Below are 25800 nucleotides of genomic sequence, written 5' to 3' on the forward strand. Positions count from 1 at the left end.
AATAAATGTCGCAGTAATGCGAGATAATAACGCGGGGTAGAGCAGCTTGGTAGCTCGTCGGGCTCATAACCCGGAGGTCGTTGGTTCAAATCCTTCCCCCGCAACCACACAGAAAGACCGCAAACAAGGTGTTTGCGGTCTTTTATTATGTTCTGAGTTATTTCATTTCGTTAAAATCAGAAATTTTTCTCCGTTCATCTTCCTATTAAAATTATAAGAATAAGCGATAGTTACTTATTTGCAAGACTCTATTGAAGCATATCAAAAAAAGTTAGTTGTTCTGGTCTAGCCATTCCATTTGCATCTTTTTCTATAGAAAGATTATTTGAATGGTTTTTTACTAATCTCCATCTAGACTGATTCCCTTTTAACCCGGGAATCATTTCTAGAGCTCCTTGTTTTCTAAGGCGCGTAAAGACATCTTTCATTTTGATAGTATCAGCAATACCTGTTATTTTGCGACCTTCCGCATTATTTATAGAGTCATGATCTTTTAAGTAATTTAAAATAGTAGTTTCGTGGTCTGCTAATCGTTCATGTTGTATTATTACCAGAACACTATTCGTCTTTTCTTTTATAATGGGCTTTCTTAAATTCATTTTAGCCATAGCATCAAATGCTGTGTTTAAACCTTCGCCTACATCTTTATTCGGAGGGTGAGGAAATTTTGAAATCAGCCTAACAATTTTTCCATTTCTTGAATACTGTTCTTTTAAAATATTATCTATTGTAATATGGCCAGGCAATTTTCCTGGGCTTTCAATTTCAATTCTATTAGTATAAATTCTTATTTGTATATCACTTGCTATACTATAATCTCTATGCAAAACCGCATTTGTTATTATTTCATGTAAAGTTATTTCTGGATATTTTTTAGCCTCCATGCCTAATGCACCAATAACATCGGATTCTTCTACTATTTCTATAGTTTTTTTTACGGCAGATGATATTAAGCTGTATAAATCACCCTCGATTGAAATTGGGAAACGATCATCTAAGGTATCTCTGCTTCCTTCTCTAAGATCTGATTTATATCTTAAAATTCTAATTGCGGAATGCTTTGGTAGAACAGATTGGGGATTTTCAAGGTATAATAAAACTCCGGCCACAGATATTTTCGAATCTTGGTTAATTAGAAATTCCCTCTTTAAAAAATCATATGTGTTACTTTTGGGGACAATGGCTTTTGAGAAATCATGCAATACTGATGAATTTTTAATTATATCATAAGTACAAGATGTCATTTCATCTTCATATGACCGTATACCTTTGTCATATTCAATTTGACGAATTTTTTCAGGAGTTTCTTGTGGTATATTTTGGGCGCCTACCCTTCTATATAGTGTTCTATTAGTTGCATAGATAGGCTTTTGTGTCTTTTGAATAATAATATGTAATACAATGCTTTTCTGATAATAAAGAAATTCGAAAACGCATTCGTCCTGTTCCATGCCCAAGTTACTAATAACTGAGAGAATTTGATTACACTCTTCGATATGTGTAAATCCGTCCCAATTATAATTTGTTTTTTCTTGGCAGGAACTTAAGCCAACATATATTTCTCCACCATCTGTATTTGCTAAAGCTGATACAGTATGCGAAAGCTTAGCTGGAGTAATATTTTTTCCCTTTTTATCCATCACCCAAGTTTCTTCTAATTGAAGTATTTGGTCAACTTCCTGCTTTGTAAGTTGGTTCTTGATAGGTGTACTCATTTTTTCTCCTATATTTTAATCTAAAAATATTATATCATAACCAAAAGTCTAGAAGATATATGGAAGAGTAAATGGACGCTTAATTTTTTATGTCAAGTATCTCTCTGATTGTTGCATCTGACAGAATTTTTATAAGGCGCTATGTGCGGCTTCCTATAAAAAGAGAAAAGGCTGAGCGGAAATAAAAGAGCCCCTGCCAAGGCAAGGGCTCTTTTTAGCCAAGAGATTCTTTCAGATCTTCGATGCTCCAGGTATCTGTTTGAGGCGTTTTCCCAGGCTCCAATTTGGGGCGCTCTTCTGGAAGCGGCGCAATGGTGAGCTGTTCTTTGATATCCGCGCAAGCGCTGTCGTCTTCCGAGCCCTCGCGAATCTCAATCTCTGTCCCTGGGGCGATATGGTAGAAAATCCATCTTGCATCCGGGACGAGCAGGCGGATACAGCCATGAGAATCCCGGGTGCCGAGCTTTTCATAAGAGCCGACGGTATATTCCGAGGCATCTTCTGCGGAATACAGAATCGAGTGGAAATAGATCTCTCCGGTGATCTGCGTCCAGTACTGCGCGTATACGTCGTCTATCTGGAATTTTTGAAAGCGCACGCGGTCGTCATCGGCTTCGTATGTCCCGGTGGGGGTGGGCGTTTTTTCTGAGCCGGTGGTGCAGAGCATATAGCGCTCGGGAACAGTATATTCCCCGGCATTATCCTTGGAGTAGGCAATTACAACCTGATGGTAAATATCTACGACGAGCTTATACGTCCCTTTTTCCGGGAATTTTTCCGGGATTTCGTCGATACCATTGTCCCCAACCAGCTCGGCAAATTCCATTCTCGTGGTCGGCGCCAGTTCGGCGAACGTCCGCTCCTGCGAGGGAGAGGGCTTTGGAGCCTGGGTTGGAGCCGCGCTTTGCGGGTTGGCTTGCCCGGGTGAGGCCGCGGGCGCGCTGGGTGAAGGGATCGGCTTTTTCGCCGAACAGCCAGCTGCTATGATAAGCATCAGAAATGCCGATGCACCTAAAACTATTTGTCTCAATTTCATATTGATTCACCTGTCTTGTGATGATTTTTTCTTATTGTCTCCCAAAAAAGAAAATAGTTGCATGATAGTCTCAAATATTTCCTGACATACTCAAAATTTTTAAATACGAGGGGAGAATATGAGGATGCAGAAAATGGCAAAATTTATTTGGACAATGCTTGACTTTAGGGGGGAGAACGGATATAATAGATAAGGAATTTGAGTTTGGCGGCGTAGCTCAGTTGGCTAGAGCAATCGGTTCATACCCGGTCGGTCATCTGTTCGAGTCAGATCGCCGCTACCATATCGCGATGGATTTCGCGATCACAATCCCGTTCGGATCAACCGAGCGGGATTTTTAATTGCTCTTCATTCCGAAAAAAGCATCTGTTTATCCCTCGCTGGGCTTTTGCCTTTCGCTGATCTGCCACTTTTTTGCGGGCAGCGCACCTGCGGCGCGTTTGGGAAATAGCTCGGCTGCAAGCGCTCTCTCGGCGGTTTACTGCCAGCTTTTGCAGTTTTACCTCAATCTATCTGGAGTAAAGCGCAGTTCAAGTTTGGCATCAGGGCAAAGCGCGCTTTGTTCTATTTCTTATTTGTCCTTGTCCGCGCACAAAAGCCCCCGCCATACGCCAGGGGCTTTGATAGTTATTTAGTTTTGATCTATGCGGCGGTCTGCTTGCGGCGGGAGAGGTAGATCCCCTGAACCCCGAGGATGGAAACAACGCTGAACACCGCATAGCAGAGGTATGCCGGGAGATAGCTGCCGGTGATATCTGCCAAGATGCCGGGGAAAGATTCGAACAGCAGTGAACCGATGCGGCTGAAGAGCTGAATGCGCTGTAAGACGACGCCGTAGCTGCGGGAATCCGAAAAATCCAGCGCCCACATGGAGAAGCCGACTGTGGAGAGCGGGAGCCCCAGCCCGCGAAGCACCATAGAGATGAACAGGACGCTGCTGCTCTGCGTAAAGGCAAAACAGCAAAGGATTTGCCCCAGGATGATACAGGCGCCGAACAGATAATTGGAGCGGTAGGTGCCCAGGCGATCTGTGATGCAGCCATAGAGGAATTTGCCCACGGAGAGAAGCAGGCCAAACAGCGAGAGCGCGAAGGCGACGGTCATGGGCGAATATCCCTCTGTCGTAAACAGCAAAGTGATGTTGCTGTCCCCAGAGGAGGAGACGGCGTTGAATAAAATGACGAACAGGCCCAGCAAAACCCAGCTTTTTTTGCTCAGGGGCGGGGAGGAGGGCCGGAGCACTTTTGCCTCTTCCTCCTGATGCTCTAGGCCGTATGGCGCCAGATGCATCTGGGCAGGGTCGTTGCGCAGCAGGAAAAAGATGAGAATGCCCAGAAGCAGCATACACCCGGCCTGTAGGAAAAAGGCCGCCTGCATACTGTTCTTTTCGATAATGGATGTGATGATAGAAGGGAAAATGATGGAGGCGATGCCCGAGCCAATGCTGCAAATGCTCAGCGCCAGCGCCTTTTTGCGGGCAAACCAGCGGTCGATGACTAGGGAGATGGGGAACATCGTCCCAAGGCCGTAGCCGATGCCGGCGAAAGCGGCGGCGGTATAAAAGCCTGCAATGGATTTGGAGAGGCCAAACAGAACAAAGGAAAACACCGAAATGAGAATGGCGATGCCCGTTCCCAGCCGGATATTGAATTTCTGATAAAATGGCCGGATAAAGCACATGGCGATGAGGGAAAACATACAGCGGATGGTCGTGATCATGGCGCACTGCGTATTGGAAAATCCCAGCTGTGCGATGATATAGGGCCGATAGACCGAGAACACATTCGCGATTAGTCCCATAGTGGTAAAGAGCAGCAGAGTGCAGCCCAGGCAGATGACCCAGCCGTAATGCGGTTTTTTCATGCAAAGTTCCCCTCATTCCTGCAATATAATCTCAATCATAGTATAAAGGATGGGAAATATTTGTAAAATTGATTTTTTTATCTTATAATATAAAGAAAATTTATATTACTTGGGTATTTTCATGAATTATGCAGAGATAGAAGGGTTTTTGGCCATCGTGCAAAATGGCTCTATGACCAGGGCGGCGCAGAAACTGTTTATTACACAGCCGACTTTAAGCAACCGCATCCACGCGCTGGAGGAGGAGCTTGGGGAGCGGCTTGTCCTGCGGGGCAAGGGAGTGCGGGAAATTCGGCTCACGGATGCGGGCAAGCAGTTTATCCCCATCGCGGAAAAATGGCAGAATCTATGGAAAGAGAGCAGGTATATCGGCGCCAGGCAGGAGAGAAAGCCCATCCATATCGCGGCCATTTCCAGCATCAACATGTATTTTATGCCGCGCGTTTATCAGCAGTTTATGGAGCAGACCCAGTCTCGCTATATCTCGCTGAGCACTTGCCCTTCTTATGATATTTACCATCGGGTGGAAAGCGGGCAGGCGCAGATCGGCTTTATCGGCACGACCATGTATGCTGGGCGCGTGCTGACGGCGCCGCTGTTTCAGGAGCGGATGACGCTGGTCTGCAACAGCGAGAGCAGCTATCAGGGCAGCGTCTCGCCCAGGCAGCTGGACGTTGGGCATGAGATTAAGCTGGATTGGTGCCCGCAGTTCACGCAGTGGCATGAATACTGGTTCGGCGCGCAGGCGCTACCCTGGATTTATATCGACGATACGCTGATTTTGGAGCAGCTGCTGGAAGTGCCGGGCAGCTGGGCGGTCGTGCCCGTCTCCATCGCGGAGGCGCTTTGCAAGAAAAAGACTGTGCGCCAATGCGCGCTGCAGGAAGGGCCGGCGGATCGCATCATCTATCTGCTGACGCATCCGGCGCATCAGCTGCCCAAGGAGACTGCGGTTTTGCTGGAGCAGATGCACAGCGCCGTGCGGCAATACCAGGGCATTTCCTGGCTGCATCCCATTGGCGCATGAAATGGGAAAACTTGACAAGCTGTTTTGAAAAAGAGTATGCTGATAACGGCTTTTGATCAGAATACGAAAGGGATGAAACGAGATGTCGCTGCAAAAGGCAAAAGAGCATTTGAGTAAATTTGGGTTGGCGGATAAAATACTGGAGTTTGACGTCTCCAGCGCAACGGTAGATCTGGCGGCGCAGGCGCTGGGCTGTGAGCCAAAGCGCATCGCCAAGACGCTTTCCTTTGAACTGGGGGAAGGATGCATCCTCATTGTGATGGCGGGCGATGCGAAAATCGATAATCCCAAATTTAAGGCGGAATTTGGGTGCAAGGCCAAGATGCTGGCGCCTGCTGATGCGGAGCGGCTGATCGGCCATGCTGTGGGCGGCGTCTGCCCCTTTGGCATAAACGAGGGTGTGCAAGTCTATCTAGATGAATCTCTGCGGCGGTTCGAGACGGTTTTTCCCGCCTGCGGCAGCAGCAACAGCGCCATTGAGCTGAGCATCCCCATGCTGGAGGAATGCAGCATGGCGAGAAAATGGGTGAATGTTGGCAAAGGATGGCAGGAAGTGTAAGTTTATAGATTGTTCATTGCAATACACATGTAGATTTGTTAAAATAATTGTTACAAGTCTATTGTAAAATAACATTGGAGGAGTGCCCATGGAATATGCGATCGTTGCGGATAGCAGCTGCGATATGACGCCGGAGCTGCGTGAAAGGCTGGGCGTGGTAACAGCTCCCCTGACGTTGACGCTGGGGGAACAACATTTTATCGATGATGATGCGCTGGATTTGCCTGAATATATGAGGCAGATGCGCTCATTTTCCGGCGTGCCCACCTCTGCCGCCCCTTCGCCCGAGCGATACCGCGACGGCTTTTTGACGGCGGAAAAAGCCTTTGGCATTACGCTTTCCGGAAACCTCTCCGGCTCCTATGCCAGCGCGGTGGTGGGGAAGAATCTGGCCGAAGAGCAGGGCGGGGATGTGCATGTGTTCGATTCCAAGAGTGCGTCTGCCGGGGAAATCCTGGTTGCCATCAAAACCCGGGCGCTCATCGCCCTGGGCAAAACCAAGGAAGAGATCATCACTTCCGTCGAGGCTTTTATCAAACGCATGAAAACCTTTTTTGTTTTGGAGGATCTGGAAAACCTCATCAAGAACGGCAGAATGAGCAAAATCAAAGGGCGCATTATCTCGGCGCTCAACATCCGGCCGCTTTTGGGCTCGGACGGCGACGGGAATATCGCGCTGTATTCCATTGCCCGGGGCGAGAAGCAGTCCATCGAAAAGATGGCGCGCACGGTAGCGGAGAGCGAAGTGGAGACGGATGGGCAGACGGCTGTGATCACGCACTGCAACAACGAGCCCTTCGCCATGCGGCTCAAGAAGCTGCTGGAAGAGCGGTATTCCTTTGCGGAAGTGCTGGTTGTGTCCACAAGAGGGCTAAGCTCCATGTATGCCAATGAGAAGGGCGTCATTTTGGCTTTCTAAGCAGAGACGAGAGACGGCAGGCAGAAGCCTGCCGTCTTTTTATTTTTCGGCAATTGCAATGCGGCAAAAAACAGGATATGATAGGAGAAAGGAGGGAGGGGAAACATGAGAAAAACCAGAGTGATTTGCCTGCTGCTTGCTGCCATCCTGCTGGCAGGGCTGCCCATGAGCGCTTTTGCGCAGGCTGAGGAGCAGGAGATCTTCATAAAGGCCGGGCAGGCGCAAAAACAAGAGGATGGGAGCTATCGGTTTGAAAAGCTGGAGCTTTCCGGCGGGCCGGTACTGGGCATTCAGATCTCTTTTGCCGATCAGATGAGGCAGGGCGATGCGCTGGTTGCGCCCGAAGAACTGCCGGAAGGGATTGCTGCCAATGAGGCGCTGACTTCGCACGCCATGCTCAGCTTTGATGTGGATCCCAGCAAAGCTGATGCGGAGGAGATTGAGGCTTTTTTGCGGTCGCTCGCTTTCTTGAAGGGTGAGCAAACCGAGGAGCTTCAGGTCTATTTTAATCTTTCAGGCGAAAAGCTGTATCGCCAGGTGTTTTACTTCGCCGCCAACGATACCTACTACGAGATTTTCTTCTCGCCGTGCTGTGCGCTGCCCGTGCGGCATATGGATATGGAAACTTTCGTGCAGACGGAGGGCGTCTACCCGGTGGTGCGCGGATACAGCGAAAGGCTGGGCCAGCTTGCCCAGTATGTAACGTACCGCGGGATGCAGGGAAAGCCTGCCCGGGTTCCGGATGAGGCGACGGACAACTTCCTTTGGGAAGTTCTGAAATTTGGCGCGACGATTGGAGCCATCTATGTGGAAGACGGCTGGTACTGGATGGATGAAAAAGGCGAGGCGACATCCGAGAAGGTAGAATATGCGCGCATCGCGGAGACAGAGCCGCGCTACGGCAATTATCTGCACTACAGTATCAACTACCAGAAGGAAGACGACGGCCGGCATGGTCTGCGCTCGGCCGCGGGAAATCACCAGTGCACGGGCTACCTCATCGAATATGATAGTTCGCTTCTAGCGCAGGATGCCGGGCAGGCGGAGAACTATAACTATGCCTCGGATGTGGGCAAGGCAGGCGGAAACGGAAATTTGCTTTGGCTGGGATGGGTTCTGATTGGCGTCCTGGTGGCTGCGGGGCTGGCCTGGGCAGTATGGGAGAAAAGCAAGCGGAAAAAGGGGCAGGAAAAATAGACCAAAAAAGCCGGAAGCGCGCTTCCGGCTTTTCTTTTGCGGCAAAAACGGGCAGAGCGGCCTCAAAAGCGGGTTGCAAAAAAAGTAGAATCCCGGTAAAATAAAAAAGAATATGCGAGGAGGGAAACGCGATGTACACATACTACACAAAAGGCGTCTGCTCATCCAGAATGGAAATTGAGCTGGACGGCGATAAGATAAAAGCAGTTCGCATTGCGGGCGGCTGCAACGGCAATTTGCAGGGAATCATCCGGCTGGTAGAAGGCATGGATGCAAAAGAGGCGATTGGGAGGCTTCGGGGCATCCACTGCGGCCCTAAGGCGACCTCCTGCCCGGATCAGCTCTCAATTGCGCTGGAGCAGGCCTTAGCCGAGCGCGCAAAAGCATGAATGAGACGATTGCGGCCATCATGAGCCGGCGCAGTATCCGCAAATTTGAGCAAAGGCAGGTGCCTGAAGCGCTGCTACAGGAAATCCTGGAGGCAGGGCGCGCCGCGCCCAGCGGCGGAAACATTCAAACAAGCCATCTTTTGGTGATACAGTCCTCCGAAATTTTGCGCGAGATGACAGAGCTGGCCGTGCAGCGCCTGGCTCTGCTGGAATACGACGATCGCACCTATCAAAGCCTGCGCTCGGCCATAGAGCGGGCGCGGAAGGGCTACTGGGATTTCACCTATGGCGCGCCGACGTTTGTTGTCGTGGCCAACCAGAGGGAATATGCTCATAATAACCACCTGGCAGACAGCGCATGCGTCATCCAAAACATGATGATCGCCGCGCAGTCGCTGGGTATCGGGACATGCTATATCAACAATCTCAAATGGCTGAATGAGGATGGCGTCATGCTGGAATATCTGCGGGGCCTGGGCCTTGGGGAAAAGGAGATTCCCTGCGGCAGCCTGAGCATGGGATACAGCGCGATGAAAAAAGAATTGCCGCCGCTGAAGCGGACGGGCAACCTAATTACTCGAATTGGATAAAACTGGGGGAAATATGAAGGGCACTGGATTTGACAACGAAAAATACCTGCATTTGCAATCTGAGCAGATCCGCAAACGGATCGCGCAGTTTGGCGGCAAGCTTTATCTGGAATTTGGCGGCAAGCTCTTTGACGATTACCACGCTTCCAGGGTTTTGCCGGGGTTTGCGCCGGATAGCAAAGTCAAGATGCTGCTTCAGCTCAAGGACCAGGCTGAAATTGTTTTTGTCATCAATGCGGCGGATATTGAGAAAAACAAAGTCCGCAGTGATCTCGGCATCACCTACGATGCGGATATTCTGCGGCTGACGGATGCGTTCCGTTCCATCGGGCTTTATGTGGGCAGTGTGGTCATCACGCGCTATCAGGGGCAGAGCGCTGCGGATGTTTTCCAGAAGCGGCTGCAAAGCCTTGGGATCAAGGTCTACCGCCATTATCCCATCGATGGCTACCCCTCCAACGTGCAGAAAATCGTCAGCGACGAAGGGTATGGCAAAAACGACTATATCGAGACAGAGCGCTCGCTGGTCGTCGTAACGGCGCCGGGGCCGGGCAGCGGCAAAATGGCCACCTGCCTTTCCCAGCTCTATCACGAGCATAAGCGGGGCGTCCGGGCGGGATACGCCAAGTTCGAGACCTTCCCCATCTGGAATATTCCCCTCAAGCACCCGGTCAATATCGCCTATGAGGCGGCCACGGCAGACCTGAACGACGTCAATATGATAGACCCGTTCCATCTGGAGGAATACGGCAAGACGGCCGTCAACTATAACCGGGATGTCGAGATTTTCCCGGTTCTGAGCGCCATGTTTGAGCGCATTTTGGGCTATTCGCCCTATAAATCGCCGACGGATATGGGCGTGAATATGGCGGGATTCTGCATTACGGATGATGAAACCGTCAAAGCCGCGGCGCGCCAGGAGATCATCCGGCGCTATTATGCCGCGCTTTGCGATCGCCGCAAAGGCATCGTAGAGGAGGATCTCGGCGACAAAATCGCCCTGCTCATGGAACAGGCCGGCACGAACGCATCCGATCGCAGGGTTGTGGCGGCGGCGCTGAACAAGGACGAGCTGACCCAGGGCCCGGCGGCGGCAATCGCGCTGGGGGATGGGCGCATTATCACCGGCAAGACATCGGCTCTGCTGGGCGCATCCTCGACGCTGCTGCTCAATGCGCTCAAAGCCCTTTGCGGGCTCCCGGATGAGCTGCTGCTCATCTCGCCGGAGGTCATCGAGCCCATTCAGCGGCTCAAAACAAAGTGCCTTGGCAACCGCAACCCCAGGCTGCATATGGATGAGACGCTTATCGCCCTTTCCATCTGCGCCGCGGCAGACCCGAACGCCGAGCTGGCATTGCAGCAAATCCCGAAACTAAAGGGCCTGGAAGCGCATTCGACGGTGCTGCTCTCCTCTGTGGATGAGGGAGTCTTCCGAAAGCTGGGCGTCAACCTGACCTGCGAGCCAAAATATGAGACGAACAAACTATACCAAAAAAGCTAGAGCAACGCTCTAGCTTTTTTGGTTTGCGCCACTATTGCAGCAGTTCGTGCACATAGCGCCGCAGTTCTTCTTTTGGGATGGAAGTATCGTGCTCCAGCCACCAGCTTGCCAAAGAGAAAAACGCGCCGGTGTAAAATTCGGCCAGCGCTTCGGCGGGAATTTCGGCCGGGTGGCGCAGGCTGTTTTTGGGAAAATGGTTAAAATCGTCCAAAAGGAGTTGTACGATATTTTTATGGAATACTCTCGTGATGTCCCCGCCGCGGTTGGCCCGCAGCATGCGCGAATATGCCATTCGGTTTTCATATAGATGATCCAGAACCTGATCGATCATCGCCAGGTAGAAGGCGTGGGGCTCCTCACTGCGGGAAATCTGCGAGATAAATTCCTCCTGCATGGATTCGATGGCACAGCGCAGCAGATGATATTTATCCTCGAAGTGGTTGTAGAAGGTTGTTCGGTGCACCATGGCTTTTTGGCAAATATCCGTTACGCTGATCTCGTTAAACGGTTTCTGTTCCATGAGATCGAAAAGTGCGGCATAAAGAAATTTGTGTGTTTTCCGAATGCGAAGATCCTGCTTTTTAGCCATATGAGCCCCCAGTTTTCTACTGAATTATCTATTCTATAGAATATTATACAAATGAAGAGTAATTGAACCTTGACGAATTTGCATTTCTCTCTTACACTTTTTTCAATACTTGTAGTATTAGTATACAATTGTAGAACAGAATGTCAAGCAGAAGAAGGGAGACAGTTTTATGGCATTTGTTGAATTTCAGAATGTGAGCAAGATATACCGCCAGGGAGAAGTGGAGACGAGAGCTCTGGATGGCGTTGATTTTACTATGGAGCAGGGAGAGTTCGTCGTCATTGTGGGCGCTTCGGGAGCGGGAAAGACGACGCTGCTCAATATTCTCGGCGGAATGGATAGCTGCACGGAAGGGCGCATTCTAATTGAAGGGCAGGATATCAGCCATTATTCCGCAAGACAGCTGACCGAATACCGCCGCTATGATATTGGGTTTGTCTTTCAGTTCTATAACCTGGTGCAAAACCTGACGGCGCGGGAAAACGTGGAGCTGGCGGCGCAGATCTGCAAAGAGCCGCTGCCGGCAGAACAGGTTTTGGAGCAGGTTGGCCTGGGGCACCGCATGGCGCACTTCCCGGCGCAGCTTTCGGGCGGCGAGCAGCAGAGAGTCGCCATTGCCCGGGCGCTGGCAAAGAACCCAAAGCTGCTTCTTTGCGACGAACCGACGGGCGCGCTGGACTATAAGACGGGCAAGGCGATCTTAAAACTATTGCAGGATACCTGCAAAAACAGTAAAAAGACGGTAGCCCTTATCACGCACAACCAGGCGTTTACTGCGCTGGCCGATCGCGTCATACAAGTCAACAGTGGAAAAATAACGGATATGCGAATCAATGAGAGCCCCATATCCGCGGAAAGGATCGAGTGGTAATGAGCGCATTTTTCAAGGATATTTTCCGTTCGGTCCGCCGCTCGATGAGTCGCTTTTTATCCATCATTGCCATCACGGCTCTGGGCGCAGGCGTGTTTTCCGGGCTGGCGGCCGTCGCGCCGGATATGTGGCAGACGGGAGACGACTACTTTGATCGGCAAAACCTGATGGATCTCCGCCTGCTCTCGACCTATGGCTTCACAGAAAGCGATATTGAACAAATACGCCGGGAAGAGGGCGTGCGCGGCGTGTTCGCGACGTACAGCGCAGATGTGGTCGCCAGTATCGGCGGCACGGATTACACCCTCCGCCTGCATGGCCTTCCGGATGATCCCGCGCGCATGGCGGAGGACGATATGAATCTGCCGGTGCTGGTAGAGGGCCGCTGGCCCGAGAAAAAGGGCGAGTGCGTGCTGGTAAAAAAAGCCATTGAGATCGATAATGAGCAGATTGGCGATCGCATTCTCGTCCAAAACGAGGGCGGCGAACTGGACAATATGCTGGGCTGCCTGGAATACGAGATCGTCGGGTTTGTGGAATCGCCGTACTATCTCTCCTTTACCCTGGGCACGACGGATAAAGGCAACGGGACGCTCTATTATGCCGCGTATGTCCGGCGGGAAAACTTTGCCGCGGAAGTGTATACCGATGTCTATGTGAGCATAGAGGGCGCCAAAGAGCTGGATAGCTTTGGGCAGGAATACCACGATTTGATCGCGGACGGCAAGGCGCGGCTGGAAATTTTGGCGGATGAGCGAAAAGAGATTCGCCTGCAGGAGATCCGGCAGGAAGCAAACGAAGAACTGCTGGATGCAAAGCAGGAATATGCGGACGGCAAGGCCGAGGCCGATGAACAGCTGGCCGAGGCGGAGGCACAGCTGCAGGATGCCAGAGAGCAGATAGAAAAAGGCGAGAATAAGCTGCGGGACGGCCAGAGGGAATATGACCAGGGCGTGCTCCTGCTGGTGGAGCAGAGGGCGGAATATCAGCAGAAGATTGCCGCGGCAGAGCAGCAGCTTGCCCAGTCTCAGCAGGAGATAGAGCAGGGCAAAGGCCAGCTGGCCCAGGCAAAGGAACAGCTGGATGCCTATGAAGCGCTTTTTGCAGAGCAAAGCGCGGCAGGTCAGAAGCAGCTGGAAGAGGAGCGCAAAAAGCTGGAAAGCCGGGGCGCGCAGCTGGAGCGCCTGGCAGAGCAGATCGCGGCCGCAGAGCAGATAGAGGCGGCGGGCGGAAGCGTGCCCGAGCTGCCGGCCATGCGCCAGCAGTATGCAGAGCAAATGCGGCAGCTGGCCGATGCCAAGGCGCTGTTGGAGCAGAAGGCGCAGGAGGGGCAGAAGGAGCTGGCAGAACGCCGGGCCGAGCTGGATGCGGCCTGGGAGGAATACTATGGCCAGGCAGCGGCGCTGGAGGCTGGAAGCCTGGAGCTGGAAAAGGGAAAGAACGAGTTGGCGCGCCAAAAGGCCGATGCCGAGCAGGGCTTCGCCCAGGCAGAGGCAGAGCTTGCGGCCGCGAAGAAACAGCTGGAGCGCGGCAAAGCAGAGCTCGCGGATGCGAAAGAGCAGCTGGGGCGCGGCGAAAGAGAGTATCAGGACGGCAAAGCCGAGGCCGAGGCTCAGCTTGCCGAGGCTGAGCGGCAGATTGCGGATGCCGAGCGGCAAATCACAGAGCTTGCGGCACCGGAATGGTACCTTCTGGATCGGGATATGACCGAGAGCATCGTGCTTTTTGATGCGAGCACAGAGCGCATGAACCAGCTCAAGACGGTTTTCCCGGTGGTGTTCTTCCTGGTGGCGGCGCTGGTCGCGCTGACGACCATGACGCGCATGGTAGACGAGGAGCGCGTCATCATCGGGACGTATAAGGCGCTCGGGTATTCCAATGTGAAAATCGGCTTCAAATACCTCTGCTATGCCGCGATGGCGACGATGCTCGGATCTGCGCTGGGCATCGGGCTGGGCATGTATTTTCTGCCAAAGATCATCTGGAACGCCTATGGAATCGTGTTTTCGCTTCCCAAAATGCTGATCACTTTCCACCTTGGGATCGCACTGCAGGCGCTTTTGGCCTTGCTCTTTTTCACGCTGGGGGCGACCTATCTCGCCTGCAAAGCCTCTCTGTTTGAAGTGCCGGCGCGCCTCTTGCAGCCGCGCGCGCCCAAGGCGGGCAAGCGCATTTTGCTGGAGCGCATCACCTTCCTCTGGAAAAGGCTGAATTTCACCGCCAAAACGACAGCGCGCAACCTGTTTCTCAACAAGCGGCGGCTCATTATGACGGCGCTGGGCGTCGCGGGGTGCACGGCTCTGCTGGTAACGGCCATGGGCGCCCGGGATTCGGTCAGCACGGTTTTGGGCGATCAGTTTGAAGATATCTACCGGTTCGACGTCATGGCAACGCTGGAGGAGCAGGAGATTTCCGGAGAGCTTTTAGATGCGCTGGAAGATCCGCAGCTGTTTGATGGCTATCTGCAGATCATGAACAAGAATATGAATGTTACCAACCAGCAGGAAAGCTACACCATGACGGCCTATCTCTATGTTCCAAAGCAGCCCGAGCGGCTGAGCGAGTTCGTGGATCTGCGCCACCGCCAGGATAAGGCGAAGATCCCATTTGGGGAGGACAGCGTCGTCATCACGGAAAAGCTGGCGGAAAACCTGGATCTGAAACCGGGGGATACGCTGCGCCTGCAGTCGGTTACGGCATCGGATGCCGGCGGGCTCGAGCTTACCGTAACGGATATCTGCGAGAACTATGTGTTCAACTATATCTATGTCTCGCCAAAGGTATATGAGAGAGCGGCCGAGGGGCCATGCGAATTTACCCAGCTGGTCGCCCGGACGAACCCAGAGGGAACCCAGGCCGCCATCCAGAAACTGCAGGAGCTCTCCCGGCAGGTGCCGACGATCACGCTCATTTCGGATATCATAGGGACGGTGAAGGGCTCCATCGACAGCGTCAATATCATCATCTTTGTGCTCATCATCCTGGCCGGGGCGCTGGCTTTTATCGTGCTCTATAACCTGACGAATATCAACGTGGGCGAGCGCGTGCGGGAAATCGCGACGCTCAAAGTCCTGGGGTTCCGCGCCGGGGAGACCAACGCCTATATTTTCCGGGAGACGCTGATTCTCTCGATAATAGGGTGCATTCTGGGCCTTGGGCTTGGGCTGGTGCTCTATCAGTATGTGGTAAAGACGGTGGAAGTCGATATTCTCATGTTGGGGCGCACGGTAAGCCTGGGCGGGTATCTGATGGCCTCTGCGCTGACCATGCTCTTCACATGGCTGGTGAGCATCTTCATCAACCGCCGCATTCGGCAGGTGGATATGGTGGAATCGCTGAAATCTGTGGACTAAGCAGAAAAAGAATGCTATACTCTGTTTAGGAGGGCAGAAAAATGGCGAAACAACACAATTTATGCCGAAGCTTTGCGATGGCTCTGCCTGCCGCGCTCATGTTTTATGGGATTCCGGCGCTTCTGGCAGCGTGCGTTCTATCCGGCGTTGGGGTTTTTAGCTGGCTGGTTTGCAGGGCTGTGCGCGAGAATAAGAAGAAGCGGCAGGATATTTGAAAACGGCAAAAAGGTGCAGAGCATTCTGCACCTTTTTTATGCAAGCGGAGGAACTATGATTATCAGCGCGAGCCGGCGGACGGATCTGCCGGCATTTTACGCGGATTGGCTGAAAAAGCGCTTTGAAGAGGGCTATGCCCTGGTGCGCAACCCGATGAACTGCCGCCAGGTCAGCAAAATACTGCTCACGCCGGAGCATGTGGACGGGATCGTCTTTTGGACGAAAAACCCGGCGCCGCTCCTGCCGCACCTGAATGCTTTTGATGCCTACCCGTTCTATTTTCAGTATACGCTCACTTCCTATGGGAAGGAAATCGAGCCGGGCATCCCGCAAAAGGGCAGGGAGGGCATTGCGGTATTTCGGCGGCTGTCCGAGCAGGTTGGAAAAGAGCGGGTGATTTGGCGCTATGATCCCATTTTTCTCTCCCAGCGCTACTCACCCGAATACCACATCCGCTATTTTGAGCAAATGGCCAAGCGGCTGGAGGGATATACCGAAAAATGTATTTTCAGCTTTCTCGATCTCTATCCCAGCATTCAAAAGCGCATGAACCAAAGCGGCATTCTGCCCATGGAGCAGGAGCAGATGCGGGAATTGGCCGAAAAACTGGCCGAGATCGCGGCGGCATATCACTTGAAATTGGAGACGTGCGCCGAGCCGGCTGATCTATCCGAATTTGGGATCCGGCATGGCTGCTGCATTGATGCGGCCCTGCTTTCGCGCATTGCCGGAAGGCCAGTTCAGGCAAAAAAGGATAAAAACCAGCGGGAAAGCTGCGGCTGTGCGGCCAGCGTGGATATTGGGGCATACGGCGCGTGCCATGGAGGCTGCCAATACTGCTATGCCAGAAGGGACGGCCAGGCCAAGGAGCACCGGGCAGATTCTCCCTTCTTGCTGGGCGGGCTTGCGGAGGGAGACGTTGTGCGCGAAAGGAAATAGAAGGGCAAAGCGAAAAAGGGCACTCGGCATGAGTGCCTTTTTTATGCAAAGAGCAGGGCGGTAGGCAGGAAACCACTGAAAAAGAATATTAATGTTTTATATATAAAATTTAATGTAAAACATTAAAATATTATTGACATAAATTAAATATAGTGGTAAATTATTCTCACCAGGCATGCGATGGCAATTTATCACGTTGGAGGAAGTGCAAAAGTGAAAGGAATTGATAAACTCGCGAAGGTCGTTACGAAGGTGTTGGAAGTTACGCATTGGGTCGCAGAGGCGCTCATGCTGGCGGCGGCAATCTGCATAACAGCTGCGCCGCAGTGGCTGGGCTATTTCGTCGGTCTGGATACGGCGGGGCAGGAAGTAGAGCTATCCACCTATGGCTTTGAAATCGTGGCTCCCATTTCGGATGGAAGAGTGGATACAAAGAGCTTTGTCCTCTTTGCCGTTGGAGCCATCATCATCTTTTCGCTGGTGGCGATGATATTCCGGAACTTGCACCTGATCATCAAAAAATCCGAGGGCAGCACGCCGTTTCAGAAGGATAACGTCCGCATGATGAGAGAGATCGGCATTTTCTCCATCGGGATTCCTGTAGTCGGCTTTGTGATGAGCATCATTGCCCGCCTGGTGCTCGGGCCGGAAGCGACGGAGATGAGCATCAGCATGGATGGGATGATTATGGGCATCATCGTGCTTTGCCTGACGCAGTTTTTCCAGCATGGAGTGGAGCTGGAAAAAGATGTGGACGGGCTGCTGTAAGGAGGCGCATAAATGGGAAAAATTGTGCTGCGGCTGGATAGAATGATGGTTGAGAGAAAAATATCGCTGGGCGAACTGGCCGAGCGGGTGGGCATCTCGAATGTCAACCTTTCGAAAATCAAGAATAACAAAGTAACGGCCATCCGCTTTTCCACGCTCGCGGCGATCTGCGAGGTGCTGGAATGCCAGGCCGGTGATATTCTGGAATTTCAGAAGGATGGGGAATAATCCCGCGAAAGGCGCATAAAAAAGCGGCATGGCCATATGACCATGCCGCTTTTCCTGTTTTATTCCTGTTCAGGCTGGGATGGGGCTTTGCTGGAAAGCGCCGGAGGATTTCCGGCTCCCTGGATGAGCCCTGCCAGATCGATCCCGGTGAGCTCTTTGAGCGTTTCAAAGCCAGCTCCTGCAATGTTGGTAACAGTCTGCGCAACCTTTGCCGCGCCGCCCTTGCCTTCGCCTGTATCGATGACAGTGATCTTATCGATGTTCTCCATGGGCTTGGCGATATTCTGCATGATGGCCGGCAGGTTGCCCATGATGAGCTCGACGACGGCCGCCTGGCCGTATTTTGCCATAGCGTCGGCCAGCTTGTTTTTCGCATCAGCATCCGCAATACCCTTGGCGCGGATGGCTTCCGCTTCCGCTTCGCCCGTCAGCCGAATGGCTTCGGCCTCCGCCTGCGCCTGAATTTTGCGGGCCTCCGCCTGCGCCATGGCATCGATGCGAATGGCTTCCGCCTGCGCCTCGGCCTGGCGGATTGCCTTAATTTTATCTGCCTCTGCTTCGATCTCTGTTTTGCGCTTTTGGGCATTGGCCGGTTTTTCCACAGTCGCGACCAGCTCTTTTTCTACCGTGATGGCAGCCTGTTCTGCCAGAATGGCCTTTTGCTGCTCCAGCTCAGACTGCACCTGAATCTCGCGGATCTTATAGGAGGCGTCGGCCTCTGCCTTGGCGCGGTCCTGCTCGGCGCGGAAGCCTTCCATGCGCAGTTGCTTATCGCGTTCTGCCCGGGCGATCTCCGCGTCTGCCGCCAGTTTGACTTTCTGGCCCTCCTGAGAAGCCTCGGCCGTCTTAATATCCGTATCGCGCTTGCGCTCTGCCTCGGCGATCTCCGCCTCCGCCTTGGACTGGGCAACCTGCGGACGGGCACGGTTTTCCAGATAGCCGCCCTGGGTTGCGATCTTCAAAATCGAGTAGGAGAGCAGCTGAAGGCCCATCTCATCCAGCTCTTTTTTGATATCCTCTTCCGTGCGGCGCTCAAACTCGGCGCGGTTGGAGTTGATCTCCTCGACAGTCATCGTAGAGACGATGCCGCGCAGCTTGCCTTCCAGAATCTGCTCGACCATGCCGCTGATGACGGCTTTGGTAGACACGGCGTTGCCGTTGCAGAATTGTTCGACCGCTTTTAAAATGCTCTCGCGCTCATTGCGCACTTTGACGACAGCCGTTCCCACGACGTCCACAAAGATGCCCTGCTTGGAAGGCGCTTCGGTAACGTCAGTCGTCATGGAGATATTCTCCAGAGAGATGACGCAGCTGGTTTCGAAAATAGGAAGCATGATGCCGCCCCTTCCCGAAAGCACGCGCTTTTTAATTCCCGTAATGACGATGGCTTTATCCGCCGGAACTTTGCGCCAGCAAAGAAGAATAAGCAAAAAGACGAGCAAAACTGGAATTGCGATGCTCAGAACTGGCCAAAGGAACTCGAGATCATCAAACATATTTTCCTCCTGATAGGTACTAAAAATTTCGCCGCAAAGTGCGGCGCCCCATAATATAACATATGATGCGCTGGGGGTTAGCATTATTATAGCATTTCTGCAAAAAATGTCGAGTAGTGCGGCAAAAAAATGCGGCGCGTTTACAAAAAAGAAAAACGCCGCATGCAAACTCTGTTTTGCCATAGAAAAAGAGCCGCAGCCTGCGGCTCTTTTCGTATGAAAATTATTTCACTTCGTCTTTATGTTCTTCGTAGAAAGCGAGATATTTATCATACTGCTTGCGGATCATAGAGGGAACATCCATCTGATAGGGGCACCGCGAAGAGCACTGGCCGCAATGCAGGCACTCGTCTACGACCTTCAAGCTCTTGTAGTATTCATCCGAGATGAAGTTCTGATAGGGAGAGCGGGTGCAGAGCAGATGCAGCCGGGCGACAGTCGGGATCTGGATGCCCACCGGGCAGGGCATGCAGTAGCCGCAGGCGCGGCAGAACTCCCCGGCAAACTCGGCGCGCTCCTTTTGGATGATCTCCAAAAGCTCTTCATCCAGGGCGGGCAGCGCCTGCTCATAGGAGAGCCACTCATCCAGCTCCTGCTGGCGCTGGATGCCGTAAATCGGGACGACATTATCGAACTGCTGCTGGTAGGCAAAAGCCGCCTTGGCGCTGCTGCAAAGCCCGCCGGACATCGCCTTCATGGCGATAAAGCCCATATCATACTCCTTGCACAGCTCGACCAGCTCCAAATCGCTGTCTGCCGAGAGATAGGAGAGCGGGAACTGAAGCGTATCGAACAGACCGCTTCGAACGCCCTGCTCGGCGATATCATGGCGGTGCGCAGTAAAGCTCACATGGCGGATTTTGCCGGCTTTCTTTGCCTGCATCAGCGCGAAGAGCGCGGTGGAATCGTCGTCCGGATCCTGCAGAGCCTGGAGATTGTGCATCTGGTAAATATCGATATAATCCGTCTGCAAATTGCGCAGGCTGGTCTCGATATCCCGCTCGGCGCCGGCGCGGTCGGTAGACATGGTCTTGCTGGCGATGATGATATTCTGGCGCAGCCCGCCTTTGAACGTCTCGCCCAGCTTTTCCTCGCTGTCGGTATATGCCCGGGCGGTATCGAAGAAGTTGATGCCCGCATCATAGGCGCTGCGCAGAATGCTCTTTGCCGCCTGCATATCCACGCGCTGAATGGGCAATGCGCCAAAGGAAGTTTTTGTAACCATAAGCTCGGTCTTTCCCAGCCTGATTTTTCTCATATGCGTTTCCTCCGTAACTAGAAAGTAATTATAGTTTACTACTTAAAGCGGGCTGTAAGTCAAGCCTTTTCTCGTTGCAATGAGGGGAAAAGTCGGGTATCATAAGAGAAGAGAATTTGAGAAAAGGAAGATAAAATGAGCATTAAACTGATTGTATCGGATATCGATTACACGCTGATCAACGCCCACGCGATGCCCACGCCCCGGGTTACGCAGACGCTGCGCCGGGCAATGGAGCGGGGGATTACCGTCGCGCTGGCGACGGGCCGCGGCCTATTTGAGGCGCGCCATATCGCGGAGCATATCGGCGGCATCCGGCACTGCATCTGCATGACGGGCGCAGAGCTTTACGACTTGCGCAAAGAGCAAACTATCTTTTGCCGGACGATGCCAAACGCCGTGCTGGCAAGCGTCATAAAGGCTGTGGAGCGCTTTCCCGGAGCATATTGCCAGCTCTACTGCGAGCGGGAGATCGTCGCCAATGAATATGCCATGAATCGGATCAAGGAAAACGCAACGGCGAAAAGATACCTGGATACCGTGCGGGATCGGCTGATTACGGCGGAGGATGTCCCCTTAGCCGTGGAGCAAAGAGGGCTCAAAGGCGCGAAATTCCTGATCATTGCAAAAGAGCAGGAACAGCTTGCCCCCATGAAAGCGGAAATCGCAAAAATTCCCGGGCTGAGCGTGGTGTTTTCGGGAAGCTGGTCCATCGAAGTGATGGATGAGAGCGTGACCAAGGGAACCGCGCTCAAAACACTGCGCGAAATGCTGGGCTTTGACAGAGAGGAAGTGCTGGCCATTGGCGACAGCGAAAACGACGTCGCCATGCTGGCCGAGGCGGGCATTGGCGTGGCCGTCGGCAATGCGACTGGGCCGCTTTTGGAATATGCCGAGCATATCGTCCCGCCCGTCTGGGAAGACGGCGCGGCGGTGGCAGTCGAGCGGTTTGCGCTGGGAGAGGCGTAATGGAGTGGGGGATTCTCGCCGGCGCGGCAGGGCTGCTCTGCGGTTTCCTCTGGGCGCAGAATAACTGGCTGACGGAGAAAAAATATGTGCTGCACCATCCGCGCATCGCATCTCCCATGCGCATTGTGCACCTCTCGGATCTTCACGCCAAGCAGTTTGGAAGGGGAAACCGCCGTCTGCTGCGCAGGGTGCGCAGGCAAAAGCCGGATCTCATCGCCTTCACAGGAGACTTGGTGGATCGCTTCCGGCTGGAGACGGATGCCGCCTATGATCTGATGCGGGAGCTGACGGCGCTGGCGCCAGTGGTCTACTGCCCCGGCAACCATGAGTACGGCCGGCGGGATCGGGAGCAGATTTTAGAGCAGCTGCAAGCCTGCGGTGTCATCGTCCTGCGGCAGCAGATCCGGGAGATGCAGATGGCGCAAAACTGGCTGGCAATCCTTGGAGTAGATGAAATTGGCTATGGCGGCAAAAGCGCAGAGCAGCTGGCGAAGCTGGAGCAAAGCGAAAAATTTCGGCTGCTGCTGGCGCATTTCCCGCACTATTTCGAGCCTTCTTATAGCCGCTATGCCATCGATTTGGCGCTTTGCGGCCATGCACACGGCGGGCAGTTCTGGTTCCCGGGCGGCGGGGTTTATGCCCCAGGCCAAGGGCTTTTCCCGAAATACTGCAAGGGAATGCACAAAAAGGGAAGGGCGCGCATGATCGTCAGCCGGGGGCTTGGAAACAGCGGATTTCCTCTGCGGCTTTTGAATTTCCCGCAGATCATCGTGGCAGAGCTGCTGCCGGAATAAAATAAACAAAAAAAGAGCGGGCTATCCCGCTCTTTTTTTCTTGCCTACTGGGCGGCGGATGCCTCCAGATCGGCGTAGTAGTTATCCAGATAGACCTGGTATTTTTCCGGATATGTCTTGACTTTCATCTCGTCCCGCCAGGTTTCGCACATCTCGAAAAATGCGTCGCTTTTTCTGGTTTCCAGCAGGGAGGCAGAGATAGTCGCCTGAACATCCTCGTATTTGGCCGGGCCTTCCTCCAAAATCTCCTCCAGGCGGATGATGTGGTAGCCGCTGGGGGAGGAGACCAGGGCGCTGATGTCGCCCACATTATTTAGCGCGAATACGCCTTTGACGAAGTCTTCATAATAGGTGGAGTTTTCCTGCCCCACGACGTAGCCGTCCGGGTAATAGGCGGCGCCGGGATCTGCGGAATATTCGCTCATGAGATCCGCGAAATTCGAGCCGTCCGCGTTGATTTTTCCGCGCACATCCTCCGCCTTGCTCTTGATTCCAGCCAGCGCTTCCTGCAGATAAGCATCATAGGCGGCTTGATCGCCGGCGGAATACAGCTCGCTCAGCTTGCTGGAAGTCTCGGTATCAAAGCCGATCAAAATGTGCTTGACACGGCGGTAGCCGGCAGGCGTATAGTAGATGGCGCCGCCGCTGAGAGCGTCGTTCTCAAAGCTGGCAGTGCCGTCGGCATATCCGGTTTTGGCCTCTTCCACGAGTCTGTCGTATTCCTCGCGCACTTCCTGCTCCTGCACGGAAATATCATCTGTAAAATGCGCGAACACCTTATCGTAGACCAGCGAATCCTCGTAATAGGAGCGGAAGTCCTCTTCGATATAGCCCTGGTTTGCCATTTCCAGATTGACTTTCGTCTCTAAATCCGCTTCAGAGAGATCGGGGTTTTGCTCTTTGATAGAGGCCTCAATGCTCTGGCGGCCTGAGCTCATTTCCGAGGCGACGTTTTCCTCGATCTTCGCGCGCTCTTCCTCGGAAAATTCATAGTATCCAAGCTCCTCGCCCTTGGCGTAGACGACTTCGCTGAGCACCATAGAGTCCAGAATCTGCTGGGCGAGCTGCATCACGCTCTCCTTGGAGGAGGCGCTGCTGGCATCGATGCTCAAATAGTAGACGTAGTAGTCCAGCGTATCCAAAAAGTCGTCGAAGGCGATTTCGCGGCTGCCGACTTTTGCGATCACTCCGCCTCTCTCCTGCTTTTTGCAGCCGGCAAAAGCGCCAAGGCACAGGAGAAGCACAAGCAAGATGCTTAAGAATTTTTTCATGAATTCCATCCTTTCCGTTTGCAACATGTTCTTATTCTACCATACCTGATTTTTAGAAAATATATGGAATTTGTAAACAATCTGGGGCAAAGCAAAAAAGATGCGCCCAGGAAATTTACAAAGAAACGCAAATGGGATATGATGAAAGAAAAATTTTGGAGCATGCATATGAAAAAAGGTGAAAACAAAGTCTCTGCCCCTGGTTACTTCAAGGGGCTGGGCGGCGCGGTGCTGGGCGGCATTCTGGCGTTTCTGATGTGGGTGATGACGGCTTATTTTGTGGGGGGCAATCTGCATCTGAGCTTCGGGTTCGTGCTGGCGCTTTTTGTCTACTACGGCTATTTTTCCTTCGGCGGCAAAAAGGCGAAGGGCTTTTTCGCCGTCTATCTGCCCACCGTGTTTTTGCTGGGCTTTCTGGCCGCGGCGGTTTCGGTTGGCATCATCCATATGCAGAGCCTGGGTTTTACAAGCAGCAGCTTCCCCGCATATGCCGCCGCCTACTATCACGGCAACTTGCTGGCGGCCTATTTTGATACGCTGAGCGGCAGCGTGCGGCAGGTATTTTTGCAGTTTGGCAGTGTGTGGCCGTATTTTGCCATTGGCGCGATCTATGAGGCCGTGGGCGCCATGTGCTACGGCGTTCGGGCGGGCAGGCAGATGATAGAGGAAAAGCAGGCGCAAGCCGAGAAGAGCGGAGAATAGGTAAAAATGCAGATTGTTGGCTATCAGGAAAAATATGCAGAGAAACTCTCGGAGATTGTCGTCCGCAATCTTGTAGAGGTCAATTCCAGGGATTACCCGATACGCGAGATACGGCGGCTGATCCTGGGCTTTGGCCCGGAGCAAATTCGGAATTTTGCGCAAAAACGGGAGATTTTTGTGGCGGCAGAGGGGGATGAGCCCATCGGCATTTTGACGATCGAGCCATCCTGGAACGGCCCAAAAGGCGAATACTATTTTCTGACCATCTTTGTTCAGCCGGAATACCATAGAAAGGGAGTTGGCCGGGCGCTCATCGCGGCAGGCGAAGCGTATGTGCGGGCAAACGGCGGGGTCAAAATCACCATTCCCTCTTCCATCACCTCCCACGCTTTTTATCATAAGATGGGCTATGCCTATACCAGCGAACAGCCGGATGGGGAGGGGCACTATATCATGGAAAAATATTTGGGGCCGGGCAGTGAAGGGGAGGCCGCGCGATGAGCAGTCAATCCAGTTTAGGCCCGCTTTGCCACGGGGCGCCCGAAGACCAGCGCAGTCAGCGGGAGATGCGGGTATACGCCGCCTTGCAGCAGCTGAACATTCCATTTGTGCGCCTGGATCATCAGGCGGTTTATTCTGCTGCGGACGGCTCCTGCGATGCCATCGATGCGGCGCTGGGCATTCCGAATCTGAAAAATCTCTTTTTGCGCAATGCGGATAAGTCCCGGTATTTCATGGTGACACTGCCCGCGGAAAAACGCGCCGATCTCAAAAAGCTTGCGGAGCAGCTCGGGGTATCCCGGCTCTCTTTTGGCAGGCCGGAACAGATGGAGGCCTTTTTGGATTTGCAGCCAGGGTCGGTGAGCGTTTTGGGATTGATGAACGATGCGGACGGGCGCGTTCAGCTGGTTTTGGATCGCGAAATAGAGCATTTGGAGGCGCTTGGGTGTCATCCGTGTGTCAATACCTCCAGCCTGCGCATTTCCATGCGGGATTTCCTCGAAGTTTTCCTGCCGGCTTTTGATCATGCGCCTATTTGGATGGATATCTGAATGCGGGCGGAAAGGCATTTTGCAGGGGAACCGTGAAAGTTTTGTAAATATGCCGAAAATTTGCCAATATCATTGCCATTCCGGCAAATTTTGTGATAGTATGAAAAGCAAGAAAATATATGTTCTATGAGCAAAGGGGGAAGCAATATGAACAACAAATCGAGCATTGGCGTGGATGTTAGGCTGGCATATCTTCTGATCTATCTCATCCCGTTTCTGGGCAGCTTTTTGTTTTTGATTTTTGATTACAGCGATAAAACAATCCGCCGGCATTGCCTGATGTCGCTCTTTACTTTGATCGGCGTGATTCTGATCAATATGGTGCTGTTCTTTTTTGCGAAAATCCCGGTCATTGGAGTGCTCTTCTCCATTTTGATCGCCGTGCTCTATGCTCTTTATGGCATCATTATGATCATCGGCCTGGCGCGCGCTCTGGGCGACAGCTTTCTGCGCATCCCCTTCTTCTACGATCTGGCCGAGAAATGCAGCAAATAATTT

At 52.7% G+C, this 25800-nt stretch carries 26 protein-coding genes and 2 tRNA genes; 21 read left to right on the forward strand and 7 right to left on the reverse strand.

All coding sequences use genetic code 11. From position 1 onward, the window contains the following. The first annotated feature begins 30 nt into the window (after positions 1 to 30). Positions 31 to 107: transfer RNA gene (locus AALG83_00980), tRNA-Met, on the forward strand. 141 nt (positions 108 to 248) lie between these two features. Here AALG83_00980 and AALG83_00985 read toward each other — a convergent pair. Continuing rightward, positions 249 to 1715, reverse strand: a complete 1467-nt coding sequence (locus AALG83_00985; protein MEY8381735.1) for an ATP-binding protein — start codon at positions 1713 to 1715, stop codon at positions 249 to 251. Positions 1716 to 1929: 214 nt separating this feature from the next. Continuing rightward, on the reverse strand, positions 1930 to 2709 hold the full coding sequence (locus AALG83_00990; GenBank protein MEY8381736.1) for a L,D-transpeptidase: 780 nt from the start codon (positions 2707 to 2709) through the stop codon (positions 1930 to 1932). 248 nt (positions 2710 to 2957) lie between these two features. Here AALG83_00990 and AALG83_00995 point away from each other — a divergent pair. Beyond that, a tRNA-Met gene (locus tag AALG83_00995) sits at positions 2958 to 3034 on the forward strand. Positions 3035 to 3393: 359 nt separating this feature from the next. Here the strand turns inward: AALG83_00995 and AALG83_01000 are convergent. Next, the gene (locus tag AALG83_01000; protein MEY8381737.1) at positions 3394 to 4614 is read right to left on the reverse strand and encodes an MFS transporter; all 1221 of its coding nucleotides are present in this window, start codon (positions 4612 to 4614) and stop codon (positions 3394 to 3396) included. Between the two features lie 121 nt (positions 4615 to 4735). Here AALG83_01000 and AALG83_01005 point away from each other — a divergent pair, with 121 nt between their 5' ends. From AALG83_01005 to AALG83_01035, 7 genes are all read left to right on the forward strand, one after another. Beyond that, entirely contained in the window at positions 4736 to 5641 is a 906-nt protein-coding gene (locus AALG83_01005; protein ID MEY8381738.1) for a LysR family transcriptional regulator, read from the forward strand. A gap of 82 nt (positions 5642 to 5723) precedes the next feature. Next, positions 5724 to 6200 carry a YbaK/EbsC family protein gene (locus tag AALG83_01010; protein MEY8381739.1) on the forward strand — a complete coding sequence of 159 codons (477 nt, stop codon included), beginning with the start codon at positions 5724 to 5726 and terminating at the stop codon, positions 6198 to 6200. Positions 6201 to 6288: 88 nt separating this feature from the next. Then, complete coding sequence (locus tag AALG83_01015; protein ID MEY8381740.1) at positions 6289 to 7119, forward strand: DegV family protein; 831 nt, start codon at positions 6289 to 6291, stop codon at positions 7117 to 7119. 105 nt (positions 7120 to 7224) lie between these two features. Beyond that, positions 7225 to 8316: a hypothetical protein gene (locus tag AALG83_01020; GenBank protein ID MEY8381741.1), complete on the forward strand. Its 1092-nt coding sequence runs from the start codon at positions 7225 to 7227 to the stop codon at positions 8314 to 8316. Between the two features lie 131 nt (positions 8317 to 8447). Next, on the forward strand, positions 8448 to 8705 hold the full coding sequence (locus AALG83_01025; GenBank protein MEY8381742.1) for a TIGR03905 family TSCPD domain-containing protein: 258 nt from the start codon (positions 8448 to 8450) through the stop codon (positions 8703 to 8705). After that, positions 8702 to 9295, forward strand: a complete 594-nt coding sequence (locus tag AALG83_01030; protein MEY8381743.1) for a nitroreductase — start codon at positions 8702 to 8704, stop codon at positions 9293 to 9295. Before AALG83_01025 ends, AALG83_01030 begins: the two co-directional genes overlap by 4 nt. Before the next feature lie 13 nt (positions 9296 to 9308). Continuing rightward, positions 9309 to 10796, forward strand: a complete 1488-nt coding sequence (locus AALG83_01035) for a DUF1846 domain-containing protein (GenBank protein MEY8381744.1) — start codon at positions 9309 to 9311, stop codon at positions 10794 to 10796. Between the two features lie 31 nt (positions 10797 to 10827). On the opposite strand, the gene AALG83_01040 is transcribed toward AALG83_01035, so the two are convergent. Next, positions 10828 to 11385 (reverse strand): TetR/AcrR family transcriptional regulator C-terminal domain-containing protein, encoded by a 558-nt coding sequence (locus AALG83_01040; protein ID MEY8381745.1) that lies wholly within the window; start codon positions 11383 to 11385, stop codon positions 10828 to 10830. 169 nt (positions 11386 to 11554) lie between these two features. Between AALG83_01040 and AALG83_01045 the strand changes: the two genes are divergently transcribed. From AALG83_01045 to AALG83_01070, 6 genes are all read left to right on the forward strand, one after another. Continuing rightward, positions 11555 to 12256, forward strand: coding sequence for an ABC transporter ATP-binding protein (locus AALG83_01045; GenBank protein MEY8381746.1), 702 nt, complete (start codon positions 11555 to 11557; stop codon positions 12254 to 12256). A 44-nt stretch (positions 12257 to 12300) separates the two neighbouring features. Beyond that, positions 12301 to 15609 carry an FtsX-like permease family protein gene (locus AALG83_01050; protein ID MEY8381747.1) on the forward strand — a complete coding sequence of 1103 codons (3309 nt, stop codon included), beginning with the start codon at positions 12301 to 12303 and terminating at the stop codon, positions 15607 to 15609. A gap of 41 nt (positions 15610 to 15650) precedes the next feature. After that, positions 15651 to 15824, forward strand: a complete 174-nt coding sequence (locus AALG83_01055; GenBank protein MEY8381748.1) for a hypothetical protein — start codon at positions 15651 to 15653, stop codon at positions 15822 to 15824. A 55-nt stretch (positions 15825 to 15879) separates the two neighbouring features. Beyond that, complete coding sequence (locus AALG83_01060) at positions 15880 to 16764, forward strand: DUF1848 domain-containing protein (GenBank protein MEY8381749.1); 885 nt, start codon at positions 15880 to 15882, stop codon at positions 16762 to 16764. Between the two features lie 213 nt (positions 16765 to 16977). Continuing rightward, a complete protein-coding gene (locus AALG83_01065) occupies positions 16978 to 17532 on the forward strand; it encodes a hypothetical protein (protein ID MEY8381750.1) in 555 nt (184 codons plus the stop codon). A 12-nt stretch (positions 17533 to 17544) separates the two neighbouring features. Beyond that, positions 17545 to 17760 (forward strand): helix-turn-helix transcriptional regulator, encoded by a 216-nt coding sequence (locus AALG83_01070; GenBank protein ID MEY8381751.1) that lies wholly within the window; start codon positions 17545 to 17547, stop codon positions 17758 to 17760. Positions 17761 to 17819: 59 nt separating this feature from the next. On the opposite strand, the gene AALG83_01075 is transcribed toward AALG83_01070, so the two are convergent. Both AALG83_01075 and AALG83_01080 read right to left on the reverse strand, forming a co-directional pair. Continuing rightward, the gene (locus AALG83_01075) at positions 17820 to 19256 is read right to left on the reverse strand and encodes an SPFH domain-containing protein (protein MEY8381752.1); all 1437 of its coding nucleotides are present in this window, start codon (positions 19254 to 19256) and stop codon (positions 17820 to 17822) included. A 223-nt stretch (positions 19257 to 19479) separates the two neighbouring features. Next, positions 19480 to 20514 carry an aldo/keto reductase gene (locus AALG83_01080; GenBank protein ID MEY8381753.1) on the reverse strand — a complete coding sequence of 345 codons (1035 nt, stop codon included), beginning with the start codon at positions 20512 to 20514 and terminating at the stop codon, positions 19480 to 19482. A 135-nt stretch (positions 20515 to 20649) separates the two neighbouring features. Here AALG83_01080 and AALG83_01085 point away from each other — a divergent pair, with 135 nt between their 5' ends. Next, positions 20650 to 21483 carry an HAD family hydrolase gene (locus tag AALG83_01085; GenBank protein MEY8381754.1) on the forward strand — a complete coding sequence of 278 codons (834 nt, stop codon included), beginning with the start codon at positions 20650 to 20652 and terminating at the stop codon, positions 21481 to 21483. Beyond that, a complete protein-coding gene (locus AALG83_01090; GenBank protein MEY8381755.1) occupies positions 21483 to 22277 on the forward strand; it encodes a metallophosphoesterase in 795 nt (264 codons plus the stop codon). The genes AALG83_01085 and AALG83_01090 overlap by 1 nt, the downstream gene beginning before the upstream one ends. A gap of 44 nt (positions 22278 to 22321) precedes the next feature. Here the strand turns inward: AALG83_01090 and AALG83_01095 are convergent, their stop codons facing one another. Next, positions 22322 to 23548: a peptidylprolyl isomerase gene (locus AALG83_01095; GenBank protein ID MEY8381756.1), complete on the reverse strand. Its 1227-nt coding sequence runs from the start codon at positions 23546 to 23548 to the stop codon at positions 22322 to 22324. Positions 23549 to 23716: 168 nt separating this feature from the next. Between AALG83_01095 and AALG83_01100 the strand changes: the two genes are divergently transcribed. From AALG83_01100 to AALG83_01115, 4 genes are all read left to right on the forward strand, one after another. Then, a complete protein-coding gene (locus tag AALG83_01100) occupies positions 23717 to 24250 on the forward strand; it encodes a hypothetical protein (GenBank protein MEY8381757.1) in 534 nt (177 codons plus the stop codon). 6 nt (positions 24251 to 24256) lie between these two features. Next, on the forward strand, positions 24257 to 24751 hold the full coding sequence (locus AALG83_01105) for a GNAT family N-acetyltransferase (protein ID MEY8381758.1): 495 nt from the start codon (positions 24257 to 24259) through the stop codon (positions 24749 to 24751). Beyond that, positions 24748 to 25302, forward strand: a complete 555-nt coding sequence (locus tag AALG83_01110; protein ID MEY8381759.1) for a prolyl-tRNA synthetase associated domain-containing protein — start codon at positions 24748 to 24750, stop codon at positions 25300 to 25302. Before AALG83_01105 ends, AALG83_01110 begins: the two co-directional genes overlap by 4 nt. 147 nt (positions 25303 to 25449) lie before the next feature. Next, the gene (locus AALG83_01115; protein MEY8381760.1) at positions 25450 to 25797 is read left to right on the forward strand and encodes a hypothetical protein; all 348 of its coding nucleotides are present in this window, start codon (positions 25450 to 25452) and stop codon (positions 25795 to 25797) included. Positions 25798 to 25800 lie beyond the last annotated feature (3 nt).

It is taken from the genome of Christensenellaceae bacterium 44-20, from assembly GCA_041223705.1.
Classification (GTDB): domain Bacteria; phylum Bacillota; class Clostridia; order Christensenellales; family Christensenellaceae; genus QANA01.